The following is a 24,275-nucleotide window of genomic DNA, read 5'->3' on the forward strand; positions in this document are numbered from 1 at the left end:
TTGACAAAAAACAATTCACAAAAAAGTATAAAAATCAATACGGTAGCGATTAATAATCAAAATACCAATTAAAAATATCTGCTCTAACCCCCATACTAAACCAAGTTGTATTTTGTTTGAAGGTGGTAACAGTATCAACATCAGGATTAAAACTTCGATAAATCAAACTACCAAATAGCTTTAAATTAGTTGAGGGATTAATTAAATAGCCCGCTTGAAGATCAGCGATAAAAACTGTTGTTTTGTTTCCTTGACCAACTTTTACACCAGAATCAAAAGGTCTTTGATCGTCGTAATTTTTATAAATATTTCCTCCGTAATTAAAAGAGTCGGTTGCAGTATTAAAATCAAATCCACGAGTACCCAAAATAACTTTTGCATCAGCAAACAACCTACCTTGATGGTAACGAGCAATTCCGATTAGCTCCCTAAAATTACCACCCCATTGATGTCCTAAACTTTGATTGTTGTGACCATAATTTGTAATCACAGCACTGTGCGAATAAACATAAGGCCTTACGTGATTATACTCAACTTGAGCTAATAAATTTTTAACACCAAAAGCGTTGTAATATTTAGCACCTATTTGGTAACCATACTTATTTTTCCAACTATTATCTCCTTCTTTCACATCGCCAAGCGAGAATTCATCTAAAATAAACTGCCCATAAAAATTAATGGCATTGTTCCATTTGTATTTAAAAGTCAGTCCTAGAATAGCGTTTCCGCTTCGCGCAGATGACGTAAACTCAACCGAACGATAGAATATTATAGGATTTACAAAGTTCACATCAAATCCACGATCGTTTGTATTAGTCCACACTACCGATTCGAAAAAACCTAAATTCAGTCGGTTGGAAACATTCCAACTTAAATAATGATTAGCCATGAATTTTGTTGCATAAGTCCTCTCGGTAGTCACCTCAGGTCGCACGTCTTTCAACCACATATAGGTATTGGTATATTTAATTTTCCAAAAATTGGTGTTTAATTTAAAATAAGGATAAGGACTGGCACCGTCACTTTCTAACAAAGAGCGATATCCATCACCGATAAAATTTCTGCTGTAGCCCAACTGCATGTCTAGGTATTTACTTGGCGTAAAAGTCAAATTAGCATCTGCCGAAGGGAAGTCAAAAGCATCAGCCTTGAATTCTTTAGCAATTCCTATTCCTGGAATGATTGCTGGATTTCCTCCGTCAGGACGAATAGAAATGGCGTAGTTGTTGTAATAATCCGCAAAACGACCTTGGCTTTCAAAAACTGTAGTGGTAAAATGAAGGTTTTTACCCAAACCTCCTCTAAAATTAATTCCTCTTGTATTGGTATAAGTGTATGATGCCTTACTATCTGAAGCGCTACCAACTTGCAAATCTAGAATCGGATTTAACGTAAACCAGTAATCTTCGCCTTTTATCTGTACTAAATTTTCGTTCCACAATTTCTTTGCCCACCAACTTTTTGTATTCTTTTGCAAAGATTGATTAACAGACTTAAAATCATAATATTTAGCTACTTGAGCATAGGTAAATGGCTTAGAGGCCGTGTGATTATTACTACCCATTTGGTTCATCGCTGCATCAAACTGCGCGTAATAACTATGAGAAAAGGGAATATTAAGATTGCTTTCAAACTCAGGACTATCGAATTTTTTATACACAATACTATCCAATTCAGTAAGTACAACCTCTTTTTTTACCACATTAGGTAACACAGCTTTTATACTTGTTACTGTTTCAGTTCTAGATTGAAGCGGAATCGGAATTGTCATCGTAAACCTTGAATAAGTAGGCTTTCCATTGTAAGTAGCAGGCGAAACTTTTGGCATAGACAAAAACACACGTTTGGTTTCTTGTAATAATTGCTCATTAACGGCATCAGTATAAATAACTTTGAAAACACCGTCAGCATTCACTTCAAACAATACCTTTACATTACCTTTAAAATCATTTTGAATCAAGTCTTGTGGTACCACAAAATTAACATTCACAAAATCTTGTACTTGATCGTAAAAACATTTTTTTAATTGTTCTCCCTGAAAATTTTGACAATTAGTAAAAACAGGAAAGCGGTCTGCAGTAGCATCTTCTTGAGGATTTACTCGGCTAGATTCTTGTGCTGAAGTAAAGAAAATAGTACCCAAAAGAGCTATTACTACTAAAATTTTATTCATGCGGGTGGTATTTATATTTTTAATATTCATCTTTGGTTATTTGACCTGAGGCAATTTCTTTAGCTCCCGAAGTCCCTATTCGCTTTACCCCAAGGTCAATCATCGCTACCGCTTCTTGATAAGTCCTTACGCCACCTGCCGCTTTAACAGGCAAAGGTGCTGCATTTTCTAACATCATTTTTATGGTAGCCACAGTCGCTCCATTTGGCAAATTATCTTGGGTTTTGAAAAAACCTGTTGACGATTTTACAAAAACACTAGCCAATTGTTCTTGATTAAAATGTTTTACAACCACATTTTTAATCAAACTACAAATTTGAATGATCTCTTTATCGGTGAGTGCCGCGACTTCAATAATCCATTTTACCACTTTGTGATGCGTTAAACCCAATTGTGTACCAAGGAGTATTTCACGTTTTATGAGATCTACTTGCCCATTTTTAAACGCTTGGTAATTGCATACAAAATCTAAATCATCAGCACCTGCAGCAATAGCGTCTTTGGCTTCATCTAATTTTTCGTCAATGCTTGCTTTACCTCCTGGGAAATCAATTACAGTTCCTATTTTTATTTGAGATTCTTGGTCTGCTCGCATGTGGTATGCCAATGAAACTTTTTCTGGACGAATCATAACGAGCTTGAATTGCTCATCGATTGCTTCTTGAATACAGTTTACTACCAATAGATCATTTTGCTCTTCAGAAATTCCTGCCTGCAAAGCTGTTTTTAAATAGGTGCTGTCTAAATAATTCTTGATGTCCATTTTTTTGGTTTTTGGAAAGCTGTGCTTAGTTCTACAAAAATACATTTTATCTTTACATAAGGTTAGCGTCTAGCTGTAATAATCAATACGGAGGATAAAAAAAACGATGAATTTTATTTTCTAAAAAAACAGCACAAAACAAAAAATCCCGCCGAAGCGGGATTTCAATTCGTAACTAGTACTTATGTTTTAATTTGATACGTTCATACATCGAATATGCTCCTATAGAAAGTAATGCTCCTGTAGTATTTGCTAATACATCTAATACATCGGCATGCCTTGTTGCTGTACAAGTCTCCTGCACTAACTCGATGACTATTCCAAATAAAATAGCACTTACAAAGGAATAAGTTTTTACTACTTTCTTTGACCAATTGGCCTTCGATTCGTTAAGAAATAATTGCAACAAAAATGTAAGCACAAAATAAAAGAATGCATGAACTACTTTATCCAAATGCGATACAGTTCCTAATGGAACACTTTTAAATTGGACTAAGCAAAACACAGATATAATTGCAGCCCAAATTATTGTGCTGAAAAAATAAATGTTTTTAAGCACCAATTAATGCTTTGTAATCTGCATCTGAAAGCAAAGTAGCTACTTCGTCAAGGTTTGCAATTTTCACTTTAATCATCCAACCTGCACCGTAAGGATCTGAATTTACACTTTCTGGAGTGCTCTCAAGCGCATCGTTGAATTCGATAATTTCACCTGCTATAGGCAAAAATAAATCCGATACCGTTTTTACAGCTTCAACCGTTCCAAAAACTTCGTCTTTTTCAAGTGTTTGATCTAAAGTCTCCACCTCAACGTATACAATATCTCCTAATTCTTTTTGTGCAAAATCAGTGATTCCTACTGTTGCGATATCGCCTTCGATACTAACCCACTCGTGATCTTTTGTATACTTTAAATTTGCTGGTATGTTCATCTAATTTGTAATTGATAAATAGTTATTAGTAATTGATTTTTTATGAGACAAATGTAACAATCTTCTACAGAAATTCTGATCAGATTTCAAAAATTAATTTCCAAAATTATATCGGAGTGTAAATCCAGATCTAATGTTTGTTAATGGAAATGCTGTTGAAATTACCGCTTTAGAAAACGAGTGATCGTAATAGAAAATAGCTGTTAGGTTTTTACTAAATGCATAATCTGCTTTAAGTTTGATTGTCCAAATATTTTGCCCTCCTGCTAATTGATTGTTGTCGTAATCCAAGTAGCGCACCAATGTTTCATTGTTTCTATAAGTTACATCGGCTGTTAAATTGATATCACTTTTGATGATTCCGGTCGGATTATCAGCCAAGCGCGATGAGAATATTACATCTTTAAAACGATATCCAAGCCCTACAACATACTCTACACCTTTAACTTCTGTCAACAAATTATTATCAAAACTCATTGACAAAGCGCGATCTTTTTTAATTTCGGTTAGAATTTTTAACGAACTTTTCAACTCAAAATCCATACGAACTAACGGATTGAATTGCTCCACCAAGTTGATATTAGACATGATCGTTTTGTTAAAAAAGTTTCCGCTGGCATCTAAACCGGCAGGATCCTTATCAAACTCAAAATTAGAACGGAAAGCATTGATTGTATACGATGCGCGGTAATTGTGTTGCAATGAAAAACGTTTAAAAGCTTTCTTGAAAATTTCGTAACGCATCAATCCGTTGTACTTAATGGCCCAGTTTGGTATTGGAAAACTTCTAAAAATTCCTAGAGAAACATCAGTTGCATTGCCACCACTGTAAGCAGCCAAAAACGAGGGTAATAACACTGCTTGATTGTTTTTACCAAACCCTCTAGGAAACCCTTCCGGATCAAGATTGGCGGGATTGGTAATATCAATTCCGCGCTCCGTCGCTAAACGATTCGCTACTGTTAACCTATTGGCTCTAAAATCATCAAAAGCACTAGAATTATTTTGATCGCTAGTTGCAAAAGAAGTTTTTATTAATACTGTAGATATTGAAAAAATCCCTGTATTGTATGGAGATCTTGCATTATATATTCCATTAGAAACATCATATTGTTCTGAGAAATTATCCGAATAAGACCTATCTAATGTTAAATCAATTTTAAAATCTGGAAACAAATCAACATTGGCAGTAGCCTTTAAAACCTTATTAGTGACCTGGCTGTAATTTTGATTGAAATCTTGGTATGTGGTTAACCAACCATTCTTGGCTGCCTCAAAACGAACATCATCTTGGCTTCCAAAAATAAACCCAAGTGATGGTCTAGACGAACCCAAAAACCCAACTCCTGGTGTGTATCCTGGTAAAACAGTTCCGCTATTGTGCGTATAATTTACTTGAATGTTTTTTACACTGGTTAAAATTCCGAGTAAACCATCTACAAATGGACTCTTTTTATCGGCAACATTTGGAGCTGTATTAACTATTTTTTCTCCAGGTTTAGGAATAGCGGTTTTAGGTTTAGCAACTGGTTTTTTGGCTGTTTTAGATAAACCCAAATATTTATAAAGCGTCTCCATATTGAATGTTCCGTTAATATTATGAGATGCTGCATTTTGAATCGTGTTTCCTAAATTGAAATCCTGGCCGTCAATACTAATTTGTGACAACGCATTTGAGGTACGCTGCCAACTGTAATCACCGGTATAGGTATAATTCGCTTTTACAAAACCAAACAGCGGAATTTTATTAATTGGGATTTCATAATTTAAAACCAACTGTTGCAGGTGCTGATTAGGATCACCCATATCCCAATAACTATCCCAAATTGTGAAACTGTCAATAGGTTCGTTATTTTCGTTGAGATAATTTTTGACAATATTACTTGACGATGCGGTATAATTTAATTTTAATGCCTTAGTCAAATTATAATTAAAACCGTATTGATAATTGAAAGCAAAGTTACGTCGGTACAATGGGTCTAAGCCGATACCCTCTACTTCTACTTGTCTAAATTGCTGACGGTTGTATTGCCTGTTGATATTAGTATTAAAGTTGATTGTAGAAGGCAAGTAATTGAAATTGAAATCACTCAACATTTTCCAATAATTGTTTTTTTGCATCATTTTATTTTTCTTGAAAGGCTCAACAGGTTTTGATTTGAACGCATAAGAATAATCAATGGATGAATTAGCCTGCTGATCAACATACTCTTCTATTTCAAAATCATGACGCTCTACTTCATTATACGATTGCGAAAAAGTAAAATTTTCGATGTCATATACATGTTGTTTTTGCTCAGCTTGACGCTCTTTTCGAACTCCAATAAAATTGATGCTAGTTCGTTTGGTATAATCAATTGCGCGATTGCGAATGTTATCTTTTTTGTTTTGTTCCGGCGTTTCGGCAATAAGTTGTTTTAATCTAATATCTTGGTTAAAAGGATCGTATTCTGGCGTAATCGTTTCCTCGCCAACGGCATAATTAAATGGTAAATTCACTCCCCATTTTTGCGGAAGCAATTTACCCATATTTACATTAGTAACGATATTGTACTGCTGCACATCTTCGCGACTGCGTTCGTTAGGTCCTTGCTCTAAAGTACCAAAGCCAATTGTACTTTTTCTTCCGCTTGCCGAAACAGTTGCAAAATCAGCAAAATTAGTATCTATATTAAGTACAGCGGCCATCCCGCCTTTGTTATCCATATCAGCCAAGCGCAATTCGTTAAACCAAACTTCGCCTTGAATATCGTTTCGTAAATCATTGTTTTTAACCCCTACCATTAAGGTGCGTACCAAACCAAAATTTGGATTCCCTTTAATACCAATTCGCAAATTAGCACTACCATCACCATCAGGTTTTGAAGGATCTAAGTCAGGATAATAAACTCCATCAAGTGGTAAAGTTGTGGGGTCAATACTCATGGCCAGAATTTTCAACTTAGTCAATAAATCTAGTGGCAAGTCGATTTCGTTTTCTGTAGGCCAAACAGCCTCTGCGTTTAAAGGTGTACAATCAGAATTAGATACCCCATTTGGAAGTGTAACTTTTAAAGGGATCTCTACTTGATAAAAGTTTTGATTAAAATCGTTTCCAAAACGAATGAAACCACTCATTTGGCCATCTTGTAAACTAATCTCACCCGGTAAAGACTCAGCATGTAAAAACATTTTAAGTTTATTGAACTGACGCATGTCAATACTTACGTTTTTAAATACTGCTCTTGAATCTTGTGGCTCTAATCCATTCCCCGAAACTCTTAATGCCAGCGATTGTTCGTTTTGATTGATGATGGTATTGTTATTAAACAATTGCTCCCTTTGTACTCCCGGCGGAACTACATAATTGATTGGGCATCTCTCGTTATTTTCTTGGACATTTACCGCCAAAACATCTAAAATGGTATTATCGTCAGCAAGATTTGTATCATTAAAGTCAAGTGTATTGGTATACCTTCTCCATTCTCCTCGAACTAAATCTAGCGCTCCAAAACGAACGGTAACTTCTTCATTAAAACCCGTCATGAACATTCTCATAAAACGTATCGATCTAAAATCAGAAATACTTCCAATTGTGTTTTCTGGCTGCGAAACCGGAATTTTAAACTGTATCCATCGTGCCAAAGTTGTAGAACCGTTTGGTAAAGTTTCTTGTGTGTTACGAATATCTGTGATGTAATTTTGACCAATCTGCATACCCGGTTGCACATCTATACTGTACTCGTAATAGGCATTTATGGTATTCATTGTATTGTCACGATTAATATCTTCAACATCAGGAGCAGCTGTAGCACCACGGTTAGCATCGTTAATATCTACGGCAGAGTTGCCATCAGTACCGTTGTATTGTTTGTAACGATCTATTATTCCGCCATTTGCATTCAAATAAAAACGATAATCATCAGCTGCAGGGTCTAGTTCTGATGCAAAATTAGTATACACTTGAGCTTCTAAATCATTCGATAGACCGTCTAAACCAATATCTTGAATTCTTCTATTAGCTGTATTGGTATCAAAAGCATAAATTAACGATTGTGATGCTGGTACGTCTCCCCAAATGGGTCTTGGGTTCACCAAAAGTTGATCAGTACCTAAACCGTTCTCATATTGCTTACGACCGTCTTTTAGAATATCCTCAGAAATTTCGCCTAAGTTAAAATAAATTTTGCCTGTATTAGATTGCGGTGCAGGACCGTTACCAACGTACGGATCTAGAATCCAAAACTGAATATACTCTACATTTCCTTGTTCAAAATTGGTGGAATTCAAAGAGCGCATGATTCCCCCAAAGTTGTCACTTGGATTGGTAGCAAAATTTGAATCATTGTTGTAAGGTCCTCGCTCTGTAGGGAAATAAGTTAAATCTAAAGTATTTATAACTTGTGTTTGCCCTTGAGCGATATCAGTAAGAGGATATAATTCTCTACTAAAAATACGACGGGTTTTATTAAATGATAAATCATCATCTGATATACCTGCGGGTTTTTGGGTGTAAAAAATTGGGTCAATAGCATACCAAGCCAACTTTGCTCGCTTGAAACCATATCTTAAATCGGTAGCGTTTCCGCCAAAATCATAACGACTTGCTGTATTACGCTCTGGCACCGAGGCCAAACTCCAAGCAAAAGGTGACCTTAAATCAATGGTAGATTGTGAGCCTTCAAAATCATCTACGTAAATGGTAGATTCGCCTTCAAATTGATCAGCCTTTGGAGTGTCTGGTCTTAAGAATGCAACTTCACCTCTTATAGATAAATTTGAAGGAACATCAGTATCAATATTAGGCAGTTTGTTTACTAATCGTGTAAAGAACGGCACCTCGGTAGAAAAATTGGTATTAAAACCGAAGATGGTATTGTTTACTGACTCCTGACCAAAACTTGATTTTTGTGTAAAAGGACGCTCTGACATTTTTAAGAAAGTACCACCTACTACAAAATTATCCGAAATTTTATGCTCCACATTAAATCCCATAAAACGTCTGGTTTGCTGACCAAATATAGAATTGTTTTCTAATGAAATTTCTATTGGCGTATTTGAGGCTTGCAAAGATGGGTCTAAAATTTGTACTCTACCAAATTGATAATTCACACTATAATCAACGCCTTCCACTAATACTCGTCCAGCGGCGGTTACCACTACTGATCCTTGAGGAACGTTTAGAGCACCAATAGGAATTCCATCATTTCCGTTAGATTTGTATTTACCGCGCAATAAAAATTTGTTTTTATCACTGTCTTGTAAAGCGCCCGCTTGCGTACTGCGATACATGCTTCTAAATACATATTTACGCTGATTTTCATTATAAGTTGAAGGATTGCTATAGTTTTCACCACTATTCGGATTGGATAATTTTTTAAAAAGCAACTCTCCAAAAGGCTCCTTAGTACTAAACATGATACGACCATTTTGTGCATCAATTGTTAATCCCGGTAAAAAGTCAAAAAAACCATCACCTCCTGCTTGGGGATCGTTATTATAATTTAATTTATCTAAGTTAAAAACCTTCAATAATGGTGTTTCGGCTACTTTATTTTCAGCTGTTGGGTTGGCAGGAAATGGAGTTCCATTTGCCTCTGTAATATAATTTAATGGTGATGGATCTGTGTATAAAATGTTGAATCTAAAATCCTCTTGAGTAAGTTGATACCCTCCCTGAATTTGATAAATATTTTTCATCATCAAATTCCAAACCGGGTTGGTCACGTTTGTCAAATTGCTTTTCAGCATTTTCAAAATCAAACTTTGCGAAATAATGGCTTGTGTTGCAGGCGTATTCCCTGTAACTACAGTAGCATCTACCCCATCATTACCAAACTCTCCAACTTGGTAAACTTGATCACCAATAGTATACTGATAGGCTACTGCTAAAACCTCATCATTAGCCAAACGTTGTTGCAAAGAGATAAAACCTAATTGCGGATTAAAGGTATATTCGTTTGGATTTAATTTACGAGCATTTTCAAGTTTAGAGTAGTCTTGTCCTTCGTTTACAGTTCTATTAAAACCAGAATTGGCTGTAGCAATTTCACGAATATTTGGATTTAACAAACCCGTTCCAGCATTAATTTGTGCAGGATCGTAATCATTATTCGTATTGTCGGCAGGCGTATCTACCGGATTATTAAAGATTCCTGTTGATGGATTTAAAACTACAACTTCAGTATCCGGTGTGTCAGACAGCTGCCCTTCTCCTAAATCTTGTAACGCGATAATATTACGCAAGTTATTATTAGTAGTAGTTACTCTATTTTGCCTATTGGTTACCCAAACTTCTATTCTCGAAATTTGTACCCTACTGTCAATAAATGGGTAATTTGCTAAAGCTTTATCGTATCTATTTCTGAAGTATTGCGATAAAAAGAAATGCCTGTCACTGTCATAATCTAAGGCAAACATCTCAAAATTTTCAATCGTACCGCCGCCTTGTGCTACTAAACTTTTAGTCTGAGATTTTTGCTCAGAAAACACACCCGTTACCGTTGTTTTACCAAATTGCAATTGGGTTTTTACCCCGAACAAACTTTGTGCGCCACGAATTAAGGAACTGTTAAGTGGCATACTCACGTTACCCACTTCAATTTTTTGAATAATATCGTCTTCGGTTGGAGCGTAATCGAGTTTAATTAAATTTTGAAAAGCAAAAGTAGATTGCGTATCGTAATTAGCATTTACATTCAATCGGGTTCCTACTTTACCCATTAAACTCATGCTGATACGTTGATCAAAATCAAAAGATAAATTAGATCTGTTTCGAGGCGAAAATGAAGGATTGTCTTGTTTGGTGTAACGTATTCCTAAATCCATTTCAATTGAACCAGTAGGTCTAACATCAATAGTATTGCTACCAAAAATAGATTCAAACAAGCCTGATTTAACGTAGTAGCGAGGCAAAAGATCTTTTTTAGCCAAGTCGCTACCTTCTTTTTTACCCTCAATAGCGTCAACTTTTTTCTTAAAATAATCCCTCATTGATTCCTTAAGAATCAATTTTTCGTATTCTTTTGGTGTTAAGAAAATGGGATAATTTATAGACAAACCGTCTAAAGAACTCGTATAAACATAACGATCTGTAACAGGATCATAGGTGTAAGCAGAACGAATACTTGGTGGGTTTTTTAATTGAATTTTTCCAACAGAAAACCCAGTTTTAACTGTATCCTGAGCCACTTGTTCTACTTGAGAATGGACTGAAAATCCACAAAATAAAACAAGTAAAAAAGTACAAATTTTATGCATATATCGCTGGTTTCTTGACTACTATTATAGGTTTTTTAACGCTTGTTTGATGATGGATTCTACAGAAGCTTCGGGATCATCCTTAACAATTTTTTCGATGACTTTCTCAGCACTTTTACGCACAAATCCTAACACCTCCAAAGCTGATAACGCCTCATCACGATTTGTATTGCTTTGCGACATTGAAACTTCATCTAAATCAAACAATTTGAGCACTTTTTCTTTTAAATCAAGGATCACGCGTTGCGCAGTTTTACTACCAATTCCTTTAATAGATTGAATGGTTCCTACATCACCTGAAGCAATTGCATTGGTAATTTGTTTGGGATTTAATGACGAAAGCATCGTACGTGCGATACCAGCACCAATTCCGGAAACAGATAATAAAAGTCTGAAAATTTCGCGCTCTGATTTTTCCATAAAACCAAAAAGCGTATGCGCATCTTCCTTAATTTGCAAATGCGTATACAACTTTATCAAATCATTGGTTGGCAGTAACGAATAGGTGTGCAACGAAATATTAACATGGTAGCCCACGCCGCCACAGTCGATAATTACGTGTGTTGCCGACTTTTCGACTAGTTTTCCTTGTAAATGTGCTATCATGACGGTTTAAAATTGTGTCAAATATAAAAAAATTAGCATCTGTTTGAACCGAAAACGGCACTTTAACAGATGCTAATTATTTGGTGCTTATTTAATTGAATTGGATTTGCTTTTTTTCATCTCCTTTTCTTGTGCATCAATAACTGCAATTGCAGCCATATTAACCATTTCTTCTACACTTGCACCCAGCTGGAAAATGTGAACTGGTTTGCCCATTCCTAGCATGATTGGCCCTATGGAGTCAGACTTATTCAATTCTTTCAACAATTTATAAGTGATGTTAGCTGCATCTAAGTTAGGGAAAATTAAAGTATTTACTTTTTTTCCTGCTAATTTAGAAAACGGAAATTTAGCTGAAAGCATCTCTGCATTAAGCGCAAAATCTACTTGAATTTCACCATCAACAATCATGTCTGGATGATTTTTATGAAGATAAGCTACCGCCTCGCGCACTTTTGCTGCACTATCACTTGGTGACGATCCAAAATTAGAGAACGAAACCATTGCAATTACAGGCTCTACACCAAACATCTTAGCTGTTTTAGCGGTCATTACTGCAATCTTAGCCAAATCATCAGCCGAAGGATTGATGTTAATTGCCGTATCGGCCAAGAACATTGGTCCACGTGCGGTCATCATCATATTTGTAGTTGCAATGATTGAAGCGCCAGGCGCTTTATCAATTAACTGCATCATTGGTTTTACAACTGATGGATAACTTCTTGAATGTCCCGTAACCAAAGCATCAGCTTCGCCTTCATTCACCATCATTGCTGCAAAATAGTTGCGCTCACGCATTAATTTTTGAGCATCAAGTAACGAAATACCTCGTCTTTGTCTTGAAGACCAATATGTGTTTGCAAACTGATTTCTACGCTCTTTTTCTTCGTTGATTTTTGGATCAATGATTTCAACATCAGCATCAAAACCAATTTCCTCTTTCAACTCTAAAATAATTTCTTTATTTCCTAAAAGAATTGGGAAACCAATACCTTCTTCGTGTACAATTTGAGCTGCTTTTAATACATCCAAATGATCTGCTTCTGCAAATACAATTCGTTTTGGATCCATTTTAGCGCGATTGGTAATCAAACGCACCATTTTATTGTCGTTACCCAAACGATCGTTCAATTCGTCTTCGTACTTTTTCCAATCTGTAATCGGATTAAGTGCTACGCCTGATTCCATAGCAGCTTTGGCTACAGCCGGTGCCACAATCGAGATCAAACGTGGATCAAATGGTTTTGGAATAATATAATCGCGACCAAACACTAATTTTGTAGCGCCATAAGCCACATTTACTTGCTCTGGAACCGACTCTTTTGCCAAAAGTGCTAAAGCTTTTACGGCAGCCATTTTCATAGCTTCGTTAATTTTGGTAGCACGCACGTCTAACGCTCCTCTAAAAATGTAAGGAAACCCAAGAACATTATTTACTTGATTAGGAAAATCTGATCTTCCTGTGGCCATAATTACATCTTTGCGCGTAGCGAGGGCAACATTATAATCAATTTCAGGGTCTGGATTGGCCATTGCAAAAACAATAGGATTGTCTGCCATGGTCAATAACATTTCAGGCGACATTAAACCTCCTGTTGATAGACCCAAGAAAATATCCGATCCTACCAAAGCCTCAGCCAATGACATCGACGGAATATCTTTTGCGTATTTCAATTGTAATTCAGACAAACTCGGATTGTCTTTGGTTAATAAACCTTTACTGTTGAACATTAAAATATTTTCGACTTTTACGCCCAAAAGAACGTACAAATCAGCACACGCCAATGCAGCTGAACCCGCACCTGACACGACCATTTTCACATCCTCAGCATTTTTACCAGCTAATTCCAAAGCGTTTAACAAAGCCGCAGATGAAATGATAGCTGTACCGTGTTGGTCATCATGCATTACCGGAATATTCAATTCCTCAACCAAACGACGTTCAATTTCAAACGACTCTGGAGCTTTAATATCCTCAAGGTTGATACCTCCAAAAGTTGGGGCAATGTTTTTTACAGTTTGGATAAACTCTTCGATATCTTTTGTCCCAATTTCAATGTCGAAAACATCGATATCGGCAAAAATTTTAAACAGCAATCCTTTTCCCTCCATTACAGGTTTTGATGCTTCGGGACCAATATCCCCAAGTCCTAAAACCGCAGTACCATTGGTAATTACTGCTACAAGATTTCCTTTTGCTGTGTATTTATAAACGTTATTAATGTCTTTTGCAATCTCTAAACAAGGCTCTGCTACACCTGGAGAATAGGCCAACGATAGGTCTCTTTGTGTTGCATATTTCTTTGTAGGAACTACTTGAATTTTTCCAGGCGTTGGTTTCGCGTGGTATAATAATGCTTCTTTTCTTCTACTATTTTTGTCCATTTTTTTTAGATTTTATTCTAGCCTACAAAGATAGAAGACTTGGTTTAAAAAGTCAGCTTTTATCCTATTCTTTTCTAAAAATGCATGATTAACAAGTCTTAAAAATAAAAAAAGCCTCTGTAATCAGAGGCTTTTTTTATTGATTATGCAAAAGATCCTATTGTGAAATATAGGTATTCAAATGATTGATGGTGTCTTTTTGAATTTCGATGATGGCTTTTACCACATCACTAATGGATATCAACCCTATAACAGTTTGATTTTCAAGAACTGGCAAATGTCTGATGCGTTTGCTGCTCATTAACTCCATGCAATAGTCTAAATTATCTGAAGGTTGTACCGTAATAACCGTGGTTTCCATAATTTCACTCACCAAGGTTTTTTTAGATGACTTGTCTTTTAGAACAATTTTTCGAGCATAATCACGCTCTGATAGAATTCCTTTTAAAACGGCATCTTCAATTATCAGAATGGCACCGATGTTTTTTTCACTCATCACGGTGAGTGCTTCATAAACCGTATTAGTCGATAGGATAGAAATTACTTCTTTCCCTTTGCTGCTTAAAATTTGATCAACTGTCATAACTTATTCATTTAGTGAACTATAAAGTTATGAAAAAATAGATTGCAATTACAAAATACGATTTATTTAAAAAGCAAATCTGGCGAAATTTGTTTACTTAGATCGGCACGCATGGTTGGAGTTAAAATTTGTAAACCGTATTGATAGGAGGCATTAACCCATCCAAAACCTTCTTTAGCGATGTAATTAAATTCGGTCCCTACATTACCATATTCAGCAAAAACCTTGTGAGAACTAATTTGTAAATCAAATTTTTCAGGAATTGTACCGTTGTAATCGACGGCATTTTTGGTAATCAACCACAGCCAACGGTACACCATTTCTTTGGCTTTTTCGCGGTAACCGTAACGCAGTAATCCTTCCCAAAGCAACATTTGATGCGGTGCCCAGCCAAAAGGATAATCCCATTGTCGTTGTGGAGCATCTGCCGAAAGGTTCGCGCTACTTGCTTTTGTGCTGCCTGTAATTCCGCCCGTTTGTAAAAATTGCGGAAGCGCTACCTCTACCAATTGCTTGGCTTGCTCCTGAGTGCACAAGCCTGCCCATAGCGGAAAAAATGTAGTAGCTGACTCAAAAGGAAATTGCTTTTTATTGACAAAATCGTAATCAAAAAACATTCCTGCCGCCTCGTTCCAACAAAGCTCGTTCATTTTTTCTTTTCGGAAATGTGCTTTCTGTTCCCAATCGTCTGTGGTATAAACAGCCGAAGCAGTTTCAAAAACACCTTCGAAATGAGTCGCGATCAAATACGCAATATCTTTTTCGTATTTGTATAAAAAACTATTGACGTCAACCGAATTCAAGTTGGCGCAAGTATTGATAAACCTAGTGGTAGTATCATGCCCGCTCTCTCTCATACTGCGATCGTGAACAAAGTACTCATCCAAATCTTCATCAACTAAAGTACGTTCTAAATATTTTTGCTCGAATTCGCGAATCGGCAAGCCGTATTTTTTGGCATAAGGTTCTAAAATATCGTCAAAATGGCCTGGTTCTACCTCAAAAGGCATTCCAACACCATCGGCTTTATATCGGTTTAGACCTGTAGGTGTAAGCCGATTTCCTTGCACCATCCATACCGAATCGTACTCTAAAATCACCGTTTCAAGATGAGAGCGCAACCACTCTTTGGGAACGGCGCGTTTTTTTGTAATGTCGATTAGCAATGAAGAATACAATGGAGGTTGCGTGCGTGTTAGGTAATAACTTCGGTTAGCATTTAGTATTTTCCCGTAATGTTTTATCTGGTACTGAAAATTATCTGCTATTGCAATTGCCTTCTCAAAATGATTGTCAATGAGTAACCCTACACCAATAAAATAACTATCCCAACCGTACATTTCGTTAAAGCGACCGCCAGGAACTACGAAAGGAACCCCTTGTAAACTGTATAATTTCTGCTGTAAAGCAAGCGCCAAAACACCTGGACTTTTATCTAAAGTTGCAACATGATCGACTGAATATCCTTCAGGTAAAACCGTTACTTGAAAATTAGAAAACTTAGTTTCTAAATCTTTAAAATAAGCTACACCTTGAGCATCAGTCGCTGCCACATATAGCGTTGCTAAAGCACTTGAAGTTTTTTCGTCTTCAAGAATTTGAGCTAATCCTTTTTTATCAATAGTTCGGGTTAATTCATTCCAATAATCGTCACGAATTTTTCTTGAAATCCGTTCGACTGGATCTTCTTGAATTCGATTGAGATCGACTTCTCCCAAAACAGACTTTACGTTTTTTAGCTCCGCTAACTCTTGTAATAAATTGGATAAATGATAGGTACCCTCAATGACTACTTCATTTTTCGTAATTTCATCAACCAATACAAATCGTTTCGGACCAATATCGTCTTTGGTGATTTTTTTATCTTTATCGGTATCTTCTTGTGCTAATAAAGCACTAAATACCTGATCAACATTCAATAAGATTTTCATGACCTAACCGTTAATTTTTTTAAAATGAAAAATGAAATCAAAAGCAAAGCCATTGGAATCAATGTGTAATAAAACGCATTTTCTGGTCCTTGATTTTTAAATAAATAACCAATCACTCGGGAGCCTAAAGTACCACCAAGTGCTGAAAAAACAACAATTAAACCCGTCATTGAACTGTGCAAACTTTTTGGCAAAGCACTCAAAACCACCGAATTTAATAACGGATAAATTGGCGCAATAAACAAGCCTACGAGTGGAAATGCAAAACCAATTAAAGGGATATCGCCTAAACTTGTCACTTCATTTACCTGCAAGCCAACAGCTTTGGGTAAAACAAAAATTACTATCAACATGGCACAAACAATGCAGGAACTTAGCACCCAAATCCAATTTATTTTTTGAGTTAAAAAACCTGCCAATAAACGACCAACCGCTAACGAAACCGCCAGAATACTAGCCATCATGATGCTAATGTTTTCTGGCAAATGAAGTACTTTGTTATTAAAGGTAGGCAACCACGACATGATTCCCTGCTCAATCATGACAAACAAAAAGGCGCTAATTACAAAAACAATGGTCAATAGTTTGGCTAATAATTGGAACATTTGTTTAAAATCATCAGCAAGATTTACACCGGCTATTTCTTTTGGATTTTCAAACTTGGCGAGAAACAAAAAAACAAACGAGAGTAACGCACTACCCGCCAGTAACCAATACACATTTAGCCATGCATCAGGATTGGCTGTAGAATTAAAGGCTGGGAATAAAAAGTAAGCCAAGGCAATACCAATCATGAAAACACCTTCAATACTACTCATCAAGCTGTTGTGTTCTTTTTGATTATCTGTAATGGTACCAATTAAGGAATAGACCGAAACTTTGATCAATGCAAAAGAAACGCCCACTGTGGCAAATAAAATTTTTGCTGCAGCAAATGAATTTCCAAAATACATTCCAATACACGCCAGTGTCACCAAGGCCAGACCAATAAGCATGGCTTTTTTATAACCTATTCTAGGTAAAAAAGAAGCAATAAAAAACGAGACAATTGCAATTGGCAAATCCTTGAAAGCCTCCAAAACGCTGGCCTGCACCTCATCAACACCATAATTGGATTGGGCTTTTAAAATCACGATACCCACGCTGTTGAGCAAGATGGCAAACACAAAATAATTGAGATACATGGCTAACTTGATTGTACTTTTTTTCATAGTCTAAACTCGTATATTTTTTTAGTTAAAAATTTAAGATGTGCGTTGCATCATTTTCTTGATGCTCAATAGTAAAACTTAGCGTTAATAAATCAGCTTTTAAATGAGCAACAGATTGATCTTTTACCCATCTAATATCAATTTTTGTGACATCAGAATCGTCAATTTGCACTTGTCCTGAAAAGGCAAGAGCGGTATTTCGTAAACGAATAATTTCAAGTTGTTTTTGGACAACAGTAGTTTTCAAACCTTCGTTAACCTCATCAAGAGTAATTGTAGTTCGGTTAATTTCTTTGTGACCGGCACTACCGCCTGCATCAGCCGCTGCATAATTGTTTTTACCAGCAAAAATATCCAAGTACCATACTTGAGGAATTCCAGGAACAAACATCTGGATGGCTCTCGCCAAAAGTAATTTTTGATCGTCTTCGCCTAAAGCACTATAAAAAGTAGCGTTGATTTGATAGTAAGAGATTTTTTTGCCGGATGGATCGTATAAATTTTTAACACGCCCGCCACGTTCCATGATTGTATTCATGATCGACTCGATTTCAGCATCTTCGAGCAAGCCTTTATTGTAAACGCCATTAACTTCTTTTCCTTTTAAATCCAAAACCGGAATACCATCATGGCAACCCAACATGTTCACGGTTTTAAAACCTTTGGCAACAATTTCTTTGGCCCATCGGTTTAAGGCGCCACTGTTTTTATTTTCAATAGTGTGTAAGGTGAGTCCTGGTAGGAAAAAATCATAAATATAATAACCCTCTGTAGCTACTTCGTCATGCAAATGCAAGCCGTATTCCGCATGGATTTCTGGCAATAGCATTAAATTATTTTTTTTAGCAATTTGGTTGATTCGCTCTAAGTAATCCCAAGTACCGGGTTTATTAAAAAAATTGGATTCACCTACTTGCTTGTGCAAATAAGCAAAGGCATCCAAACGAAGAATTGTACAACCGTAATCCTTCAATTTTTCTAAAGTTTCATTATAAAATTGCCACACCAATTCTGAAGCTCCATTTACATCCATTTGCCCCAAGTAAGAGCGCTTTTGCTCAATAATTTGTACAATTTGCGAGCTAAAATTAGCAGCATTTTTAAAATTAATAGTTGCCAAGTCTTTTTGTGCTGCAATTGCCTCATTGGCTACAGCCAAGACATCTGCATACTGCTCCTGTGGTAAATTTTGAACCGCTTGTAAATCTTCGGTTGTTATCGGATTGTATGTGATTTGCTGATAAAAAGTGTTCCAATACGGTTGGTCAGAACCATCAGGAAATCGAACTTTCAAAATAGGCAAACCTGACTTTCTCATGAATAATTTATTGAGAAATTCTGGTTTCGGAATTCGGATTCCCTCCTCATTTAAATCGCCGTCGTGCTGCCAAAACTCATTCCAATTGATAAAAAAATCTTTGTACTTGGAATCTTTTCCATGTTGCAAAAGATCTTTAAACTGCGGAGACGCGACCGACAGGTGATTTAGAACGATGTCGAATTTTAATTTTATATTGAGTTCCTCCAGTTCTTTTAAATCATTTGTAGAGACTAATTCTTTATTGATATTGTAATCAATAATAGAAAAACCGCGATCTAAATCACTATTAAAAAAGGTTGGCAAAACGTAGAGCAACGAAAAAACATCTTTGAACTCTGTCATTTTAAGCATCGAGATAGAATCACTCAGTTTTACCCCAATACTATCTGGATAAACATTGAGCATTACTCCGTTGCTAATTGTAGGACTATTGTGCTGCATGATATTTATAATAGTTTGGAAAGAATATTAATATTATCTGGCAAACGACCCACATTTTGTAATTTCAAAGCTGCCAGTTTAAGTGCAATATCTAAACATTCTTGCGTTGATTTTTCTTTGATATAAGCAAATAAGAAACCCGACCAAAAAGCATCACCTGCCCCAGTAGAGTCCATTACTTTATCAATTTTAATAGCTGGCATTTGAATAATTTGATGACCTTTTTGCGAAAGCTTTACCCCTTTACTACCTAAAGTGAGGCAAACAGTATCGACTCCTTTATCATGAAAAAATTTAAAAATTTCTTCATGTGGCAATTCTTTTTCAAAAAGTCGTAGCATATCATCTTCGCTTATTTTAATCAAGGGATTAAATTGGCAGTACGCATCAATAACTTTGAAGGCTTTTTTCTGGCTTTTCCACAACTTGCTCGCATAGTTTAAATCGATGCTTAATTTACAACCCAAATCATACGCTTCTTGCGCTTTTTTCAGGATGGTTTTTTGAGCTGGATTTTTACTCAAAGCAAAACAAGTGGTGTGAAAAATAGTGGTGTTAGCCAAAATATCTTTGGTGATTTGTTGCTCATAAATACAACAATCGGCAGAGCGATAGGGTATAAAATCAGGCGTACCTTCAGACCTTGATACAAAAATCACACTTGTTGATTTGTCATCTAAAACAGAAAGATGATTAGTGTTTACTCCTACTTCATTCAAGCGCTCAGCAATATAAGTCCCAAAACCGTCATTCCCAACGGTAGCAACCATTATGGTATTTAATCCCAATCGAGTTGCATTCATCGCTACGTTAGTAGGCGAACCTCCTAAGTACCGATGATAGTCTCTAGTTTCGTTTATCATCACCCCTTCTTGATGACCAATAAAATCAACAAGAACCTCGCCTACACAGAGAATGTCTATTTTCTTCATTATATAAATCGTTGTATTATTCGAGAATCTTATTTTTATTAACTTTAATTAAAAGAGTTGATGATGCTGCTAGAACAAGTAAAACTCCTGCAAATGTTATGGCTTGGCGCGGATCATTATCTAAAAAATTACGCAGCACATATCCAAAAGAAACGTTTTGAATAATCATTGGTATCACAATCATCATGTTTATGATTCCCATATACACTCCGTAGCGCTCTTTTGAAATAACCGCTACTACCATTAAATAAGGAATTCCCATCATGCTAGCCCATGCAATTCCATAACCTATTACAACCGCAAAAAACAAATATTGATTTTGGACTAATGGAAAGCACAAAAGCGAAACTGCACCAAACAGCAAGCAGACAAAATGAATCATTTTGGCACCATGTTTTTTAGCGAGTTTGGCTAAATAAAAAGCAATTGAAAAAGTCACTATAAATCCAAACGCACCAATTAACCCATTCCACTCTACCGCTTTTTCGTATCCTTGAGGATTACTTGGTGTAACATTCCAAACTGAAAGTGCGATACTTTTAGAGTTATTTTGCCAGTAACACATCATGGCATACCATTGAAAAAGGTAGACCAAAAACAGCTGCCACATCACTTTTGGCATTTCTAAAACTGCTTTGTAAATATCTATAAAAGGTGAAAAAACATTTAGAGGTTCTGCTTTCAAAGCTGCTAATTCTTCCTGAGTTGGCGGAATTTCTTGAGTTTTGCTCATACTCCACCAAATAGAAGTAATAGACAAAACTGCACCTAGAAAAAAGGATGCGTAAATCCAAGTGGGTAATGATCCCGTGTAACCCACGAAAACTATTGGAAACAAAAACAGGGATATATAAGCTAAAAATTGCCCAAAGCCTGTAAAAAAACTTTGTGCTTGAAAACCGGTAGGTTGCTGCTCTTCATTCAACGTGTCAGCTATGAAAGCACGATAAGGCTCCATTGCAGTGTTGTTACCTACATCTAGAATCCAAAGTAAACCAGCCGCCATCCAAAGTGAACTACTAAACGGAAATAAGAACAAAGCCAAACTGCATACTAGCGCTCCAATAAAAAAGTAAGGTTTGCGTCGACCCCATCTTGGATGCCAAGTTTTGTCACTCATTGCTCCAATTATGGGTTGAATGATTAATCCTGTAAGCGGACCAGCGAGATTTAAAATTGGAATTTCATCAGGACTAGCGTGTAAAAAGTCGTATATCGGGTTTACGGCGCTTTGTTGCAAACCAAAACTGTACTGAATGCCAAAAAAACCAACATTCATATTGATAATTTGCCAAAAACTTAATTTTACTTTTAAATTCATTCTGGTTGCTTAATTTGTTAATTTTTCATAAACTTAATTTTAAAATCGCCAAATAAAAACAGAATAAACAAAAAAACGTTTTCGGAAGACCCGAAAACGTTTTCGACTGCTATTAAACAAGTAAAAAAGTTATGCTATTTTTTTTGAAAAGGAATAATCACTTTTGTTTCCCATTTTAGTTCATCACCACCATTAAATGGATTAGCTAAAAAATGCTCCAAAACACTATGTTCTAGCTGTAAATTATTTCGCTCTGCATAATCTTGCAGGGCAAACCAAGCGCGGTCTGACGTTCTAAAATTCCCATAATAGGTAGCTTTCAAACCTTTGATTACTGGCAAGGTCTTAAATTTAACCGTACTGTGAGGAATTATCTTGGTATTTTTTGCTACCGGAAAGCAGTAGTTAAATTCAAGAGTTTCTTTTTCTTGATCCCAATTGGTTACCTCAACGTATGGTCTTCCTGTTATCTTAATTTTGTTTGTGTATAAAAATCCAGTTATGATCGCATCATTAGCAATCATGGTTTGGGCTTTTTCCTGTACTACACTTTTTAGAGCAATGTATGCCACGAATTCCTCATTAGAATTCCCCGGACCTTCTATTTTTACTTTAAAATTTTTAAGATGCGCGTCAAGACCTTTTTTAAAATCAGTGATTTTTTCCAACTGCTCTTTCTTAAAATCAGTTTCAAAAAAAGGAACTGTCAGTTTATTATACCAACTCTGTTTTATTTCTGTAATGCCAACATTGACGGAAACAACCGAATCATTCTTCGAAACCACTTCCCAATCGTAAACCACTTGTTTTTGTCCTTGGGTTAGGGTATAACTTACTTGAGAAAAGCCGCTTTTTTGGGTTAATACATATTTCACTCCTTCTTTTTGTTCTCGACTAGCTGCCCATTCTTTAATTCCTTGTTGTACCGTTGCTCGTGCAGCTTCTACCTTGAAATGAATGGTATAATCTGATTGTTTAATTAAAAAGTACCATCCTAAAAAAGCCGTAAAAAACACACTGCATCCAATCCAAATTTTCTTTTTAATACTCATTATTTTGTCTTCATTTTTAATTTACTAGTAATAAAATCTCCGATATTTTTACCTTGAACGACTCCATTTTCAATAGCTGCACGATAATGAATTCCGCCATACAACCTACTAATTGATGCTTCATCTGCAGCTTGTTGAAAAGATTTAAAAGAGCGCTTTGGTAAGCCAAAAGGCACCTCTGAATCATCAACATAACTAAAATTATCTCCGAAAATAGAAGTCAAAATTATAGCAGAGCAAGACGAAACAACAGAGTGACCGCTGGTATATTCTGGAAAAGGAGGCGTTTGTAGTTGCGGACGCCAATTTTCATCAATGTTTTGATTGATATAGGTTTCTGGGCGAATGACATTGCTTCGGTACTTTTCGTTCCAACAGCTGATAAAACTTTCAAAAATACCAATAGACGCCTTTGTGTATGCAAAAACAGTAGTTTCAAAATCCGCCTTTGTTTTTTTGAGAGCAATTTTGGTGATATTAATCCAATGTGCATCGGGTGTGTTTTTCTTTTTGGCAAACATCATGTGACCTTGCACCACCGTTGCATACGGATTACAATCCCAAAATGAAGCAATGTCAGACTCTTCAGGAATAACTCCTTTTCTGTTTTTTTCAATGGCGAGTAATTTTTCAGAAATTGTATTTCCTATTTGATAGGTTTCTAGAGCATCTTTGTAAAATGCAGAATTTTTATCCGTTGAAAAAGGATATGGCGCTTTTGGCTTAAATTGTGCCGCAGAATCCATTACTAAAGTTCTTATTTCTCCCCAGTGTGGCTCCACTCCGTCCATATATGATGGCGGTGTAGGTTGCCAACGGCCCGGCTCATCCGCATTTACTGAATATTTAGAAAAAGTTCTAGTTTGCTTATAATTGTCTTTGGCCATCCAAGCGGCAATACGCTCTACTACTTTCAAGGCATAGGTTTTAGAAGCTTCAAACTCCTCGGAATTTTCATCACTCCATTTAGTGTACAAACTGTCGCGGTATTTTTCGAGTGCTTCTTCAGAAAAAATCAATTGCTTGCTCAGCTCCATGTGTGCAATTATGGCTGCCAAGTTTTTGTTGACACCACTTTTTGGGTCTAAAACTGGGATTGAATCAAGACCGTTCAACTGACCTTGTAAACTGTTATAATTGCTATTGTTTTGCGCTATAATCTCATAAGCAGCAACGTTTGGGTACACATAAATACGACTAGCCACAGGTGGTGAAAAGATATCATGAACCATTATGCCTGTTACGGTATCGACCGCTGCACAAAAATCATCGGTGGTAACTTCTATACTTTCTTTTTTCTTGCAAGAACTTAATGCTGTTAAAATAACAACTAGTCCAATCATCATGGACTTACTTCGAGATATAATAAGATGTTGTCGTTTCAT

At 36.2% G+C, this 24,275-nt stretch carries 15 protein-coding genes; all 15 read right to left on the bottom strand.

Annotated features, from left to right (window positions below; genetic code table 11):
* Positions 1 to 49: 49 nt before the first annotated feature.
* A complete protein-coding gene (gene remB / locus ACXX8U_RS11040; RefSeq protein WP_458565893.1) occupies positions 50 to 2,173 on the bottom strand; it encodes a gliding motility outer membrane protein RemB in 2,124 nt (707 codons plus the stop codon).
* 19 nt (positions 2,174 to 2,192) lie between these two features.
* Complete coding sequence (gene deoC, locus ACXX8U_RS11045) at positions 2,193 to 2,936, bottom strand: deoxyribose-phosphate aldolase (RefSeq protein ID WP_458565894.1); 744 nt, start codon at positions 2,934 to 2,936, stop codon at positions 2,193 to 2,195.
* A 175-nt stretch (positions 2,937 to 3,111) separates the two neighbouring features.
* Positions 3,112 to 3,495 carry a VanZ family protein gene (locus tag ACXX8U_RS11050; protein ID WP_458565895.1) on the bottom strand — a complete coding sequence of 128 codons (384 nt, stop codon included), beginning with the start codon at positions 3,493 to 3,495 and terminating at the stop codon, positions 3,112 to 3,114.
* On the bottom strand, positions 3,488 to 3,868 hold the full coding sequence (gene gcvH / locus ACXX8U_RS11055; protein ID WP_306263891.1) for a glycine cleavage system protein GcvH: 381 nt from the start codon (positions 3,866 to 3,868) through the stop codon (positions 3,488 to 3,490). Before gcvH ends, ACXX8U_RS11050 begins: the two co-directional genes overlap by 8 nt.
* Before the next feature lie 93 nt (positions 3,869 to 3,961).
* The gene (gene sov / locus ACXX8U_RS11060; RefSeq protein ID WP_458565896.1) at positions 3,962 to 11,107 is read right to left on the bottom strand and encodes a T9SS outer membrane translocon Sov/SprA; all 7,146 of its coding nucleotides are present in this window, start codon (positions 11,105 to 11,107) and stop codon (positions 3,962 to 3,964) included.
* 24 nt (positions 11,108 to 11,131) lie between these two features.
* Positions 11,132 to 11,713, bottom strand: coding sequence for a Holliday junction branch migration protein RuvA (ruvA, locus tag ACXX8U_RS11065; RefSeq protein WP_166133092.1), 582 nt, complete (start codon positions 11,711 to 11,713; stop codon positions 11,132 to 11,134).
* An 87-nt stretch (positions 11,714 to 11,800) separates the two neighbouring features.
* Positions 11,801 to 14,098, bottom strand: coding sequence for an NADP-dependent malic enzyme (locus tag ACXX8U_RS11070; RefSeq protein WP_458565897.1), 2,298 nt, complete (start codon positions 14,096 to 14,098; stop codon positions 11,801 to 11,803).
* Positions 14,099 to 14,255: 157 nt separating this feature from the next.
* Entirely contained in the window at positions 14,256 to 14,681 is a 426-nt protein-coding gene (locus tag ACXX8U_RS11075; RefSeq protein ID WP_458565898.1) for a CBS domain-containing protein, read from the bottom strand.
* 62 nt (positions 14,682 to 14,743) lie between these two features.
* Positions 14,744 to 16,612, bottom strand: a complete 1,869-nt coding sequence (locus ACXX8U_RS11080; protein WP_458565899.1) for a trehalase family glycosidase — start codon at positions 16,610 to 16,612, stop codon at positions 14,744 to 14,746.
* On the bottom strand, positions 16,609 to 17,823 hold the full coding sequence (locus ACXX8U_RS11085; RefSeq protein ID WP_458565900.1) for an MFS transporter: 1,215 nt from the start codon (positions 17,821 to 17,823) through the stop codon (positions 16,609 to 16,611). Before ACXX8U_RS11085 ends, ACXX8U_RS11080 begins: the two co-directional genes overlap by 4 nt.
* Positions 17,824 to 17,848: 25 nt before the next feature.
* Complete coding sequence (locus ACXX8U_RS11090) at positions 17,849 to 19,585, bottom strand: alpha-amylase family glycosyl hydrolase (protein ID WP_458565901.1); 1,737 nt, start codon at positions 19,583 to 19,585, stop codon at positions 17,849 to 17,851.
* Positions 19,586 to 19,590: 5 nt separating this feature from the next.
* On the bottom strand, positions 19,591 to 20,517 hold the full coding sequence (locus ACXX8U_RS11095; protein ID WP_458565902.1) for a carbohydrate kinase family protein: 927 nt from the start codon (positions 20,515 to 20,517) through the stop codon (positions 19,591 to 19,593).
* Between the two features lie 16 nt (positions 20,518 to 20,533).
* On the bottom strand, positions 20,534 to 21,838 hold the full coding sequence (locus ACXX8U_RS11100; protein ID WP_458565903.1) for an MFS transporter: 1,305 nt from the start codon (positions 21,836 to 21,838) through the stop codon (positions 20,534 to 20,536).
* Between the two features lie 134 nt (positions 21,839 to 21,972).
* On the bottom strand, positions 21,973 to 22,890 hold the full coding sequence (locus tag ACXX8U_RS11105; protein WP_458565904.1) for a GyrI-like domain-containing protein: 918 nt from the start codon (positions 22,888 to 22,890) through the stop codon (positions 21,973 to 21,975).
* Complete coding sequence (locus ACXX8U_RS11110) at positions 22,890 to 24,275, bottom strand: vanadium-dependent haloperoxidase (RefSeq protein WP_458565905.1); 1,386 nt, start codon at positions 24,273 to 24,275, stop codon at positions 22,890 to 22,892. The genes ACXX8U_RS11105 and ACXX8U_RS11110 overlap by 1 nt, the downstream gene beginning before the upstream one ends.

It is taken from the genome of Flavobacterium sp. GNP001, from assembly GCF_054343775.1.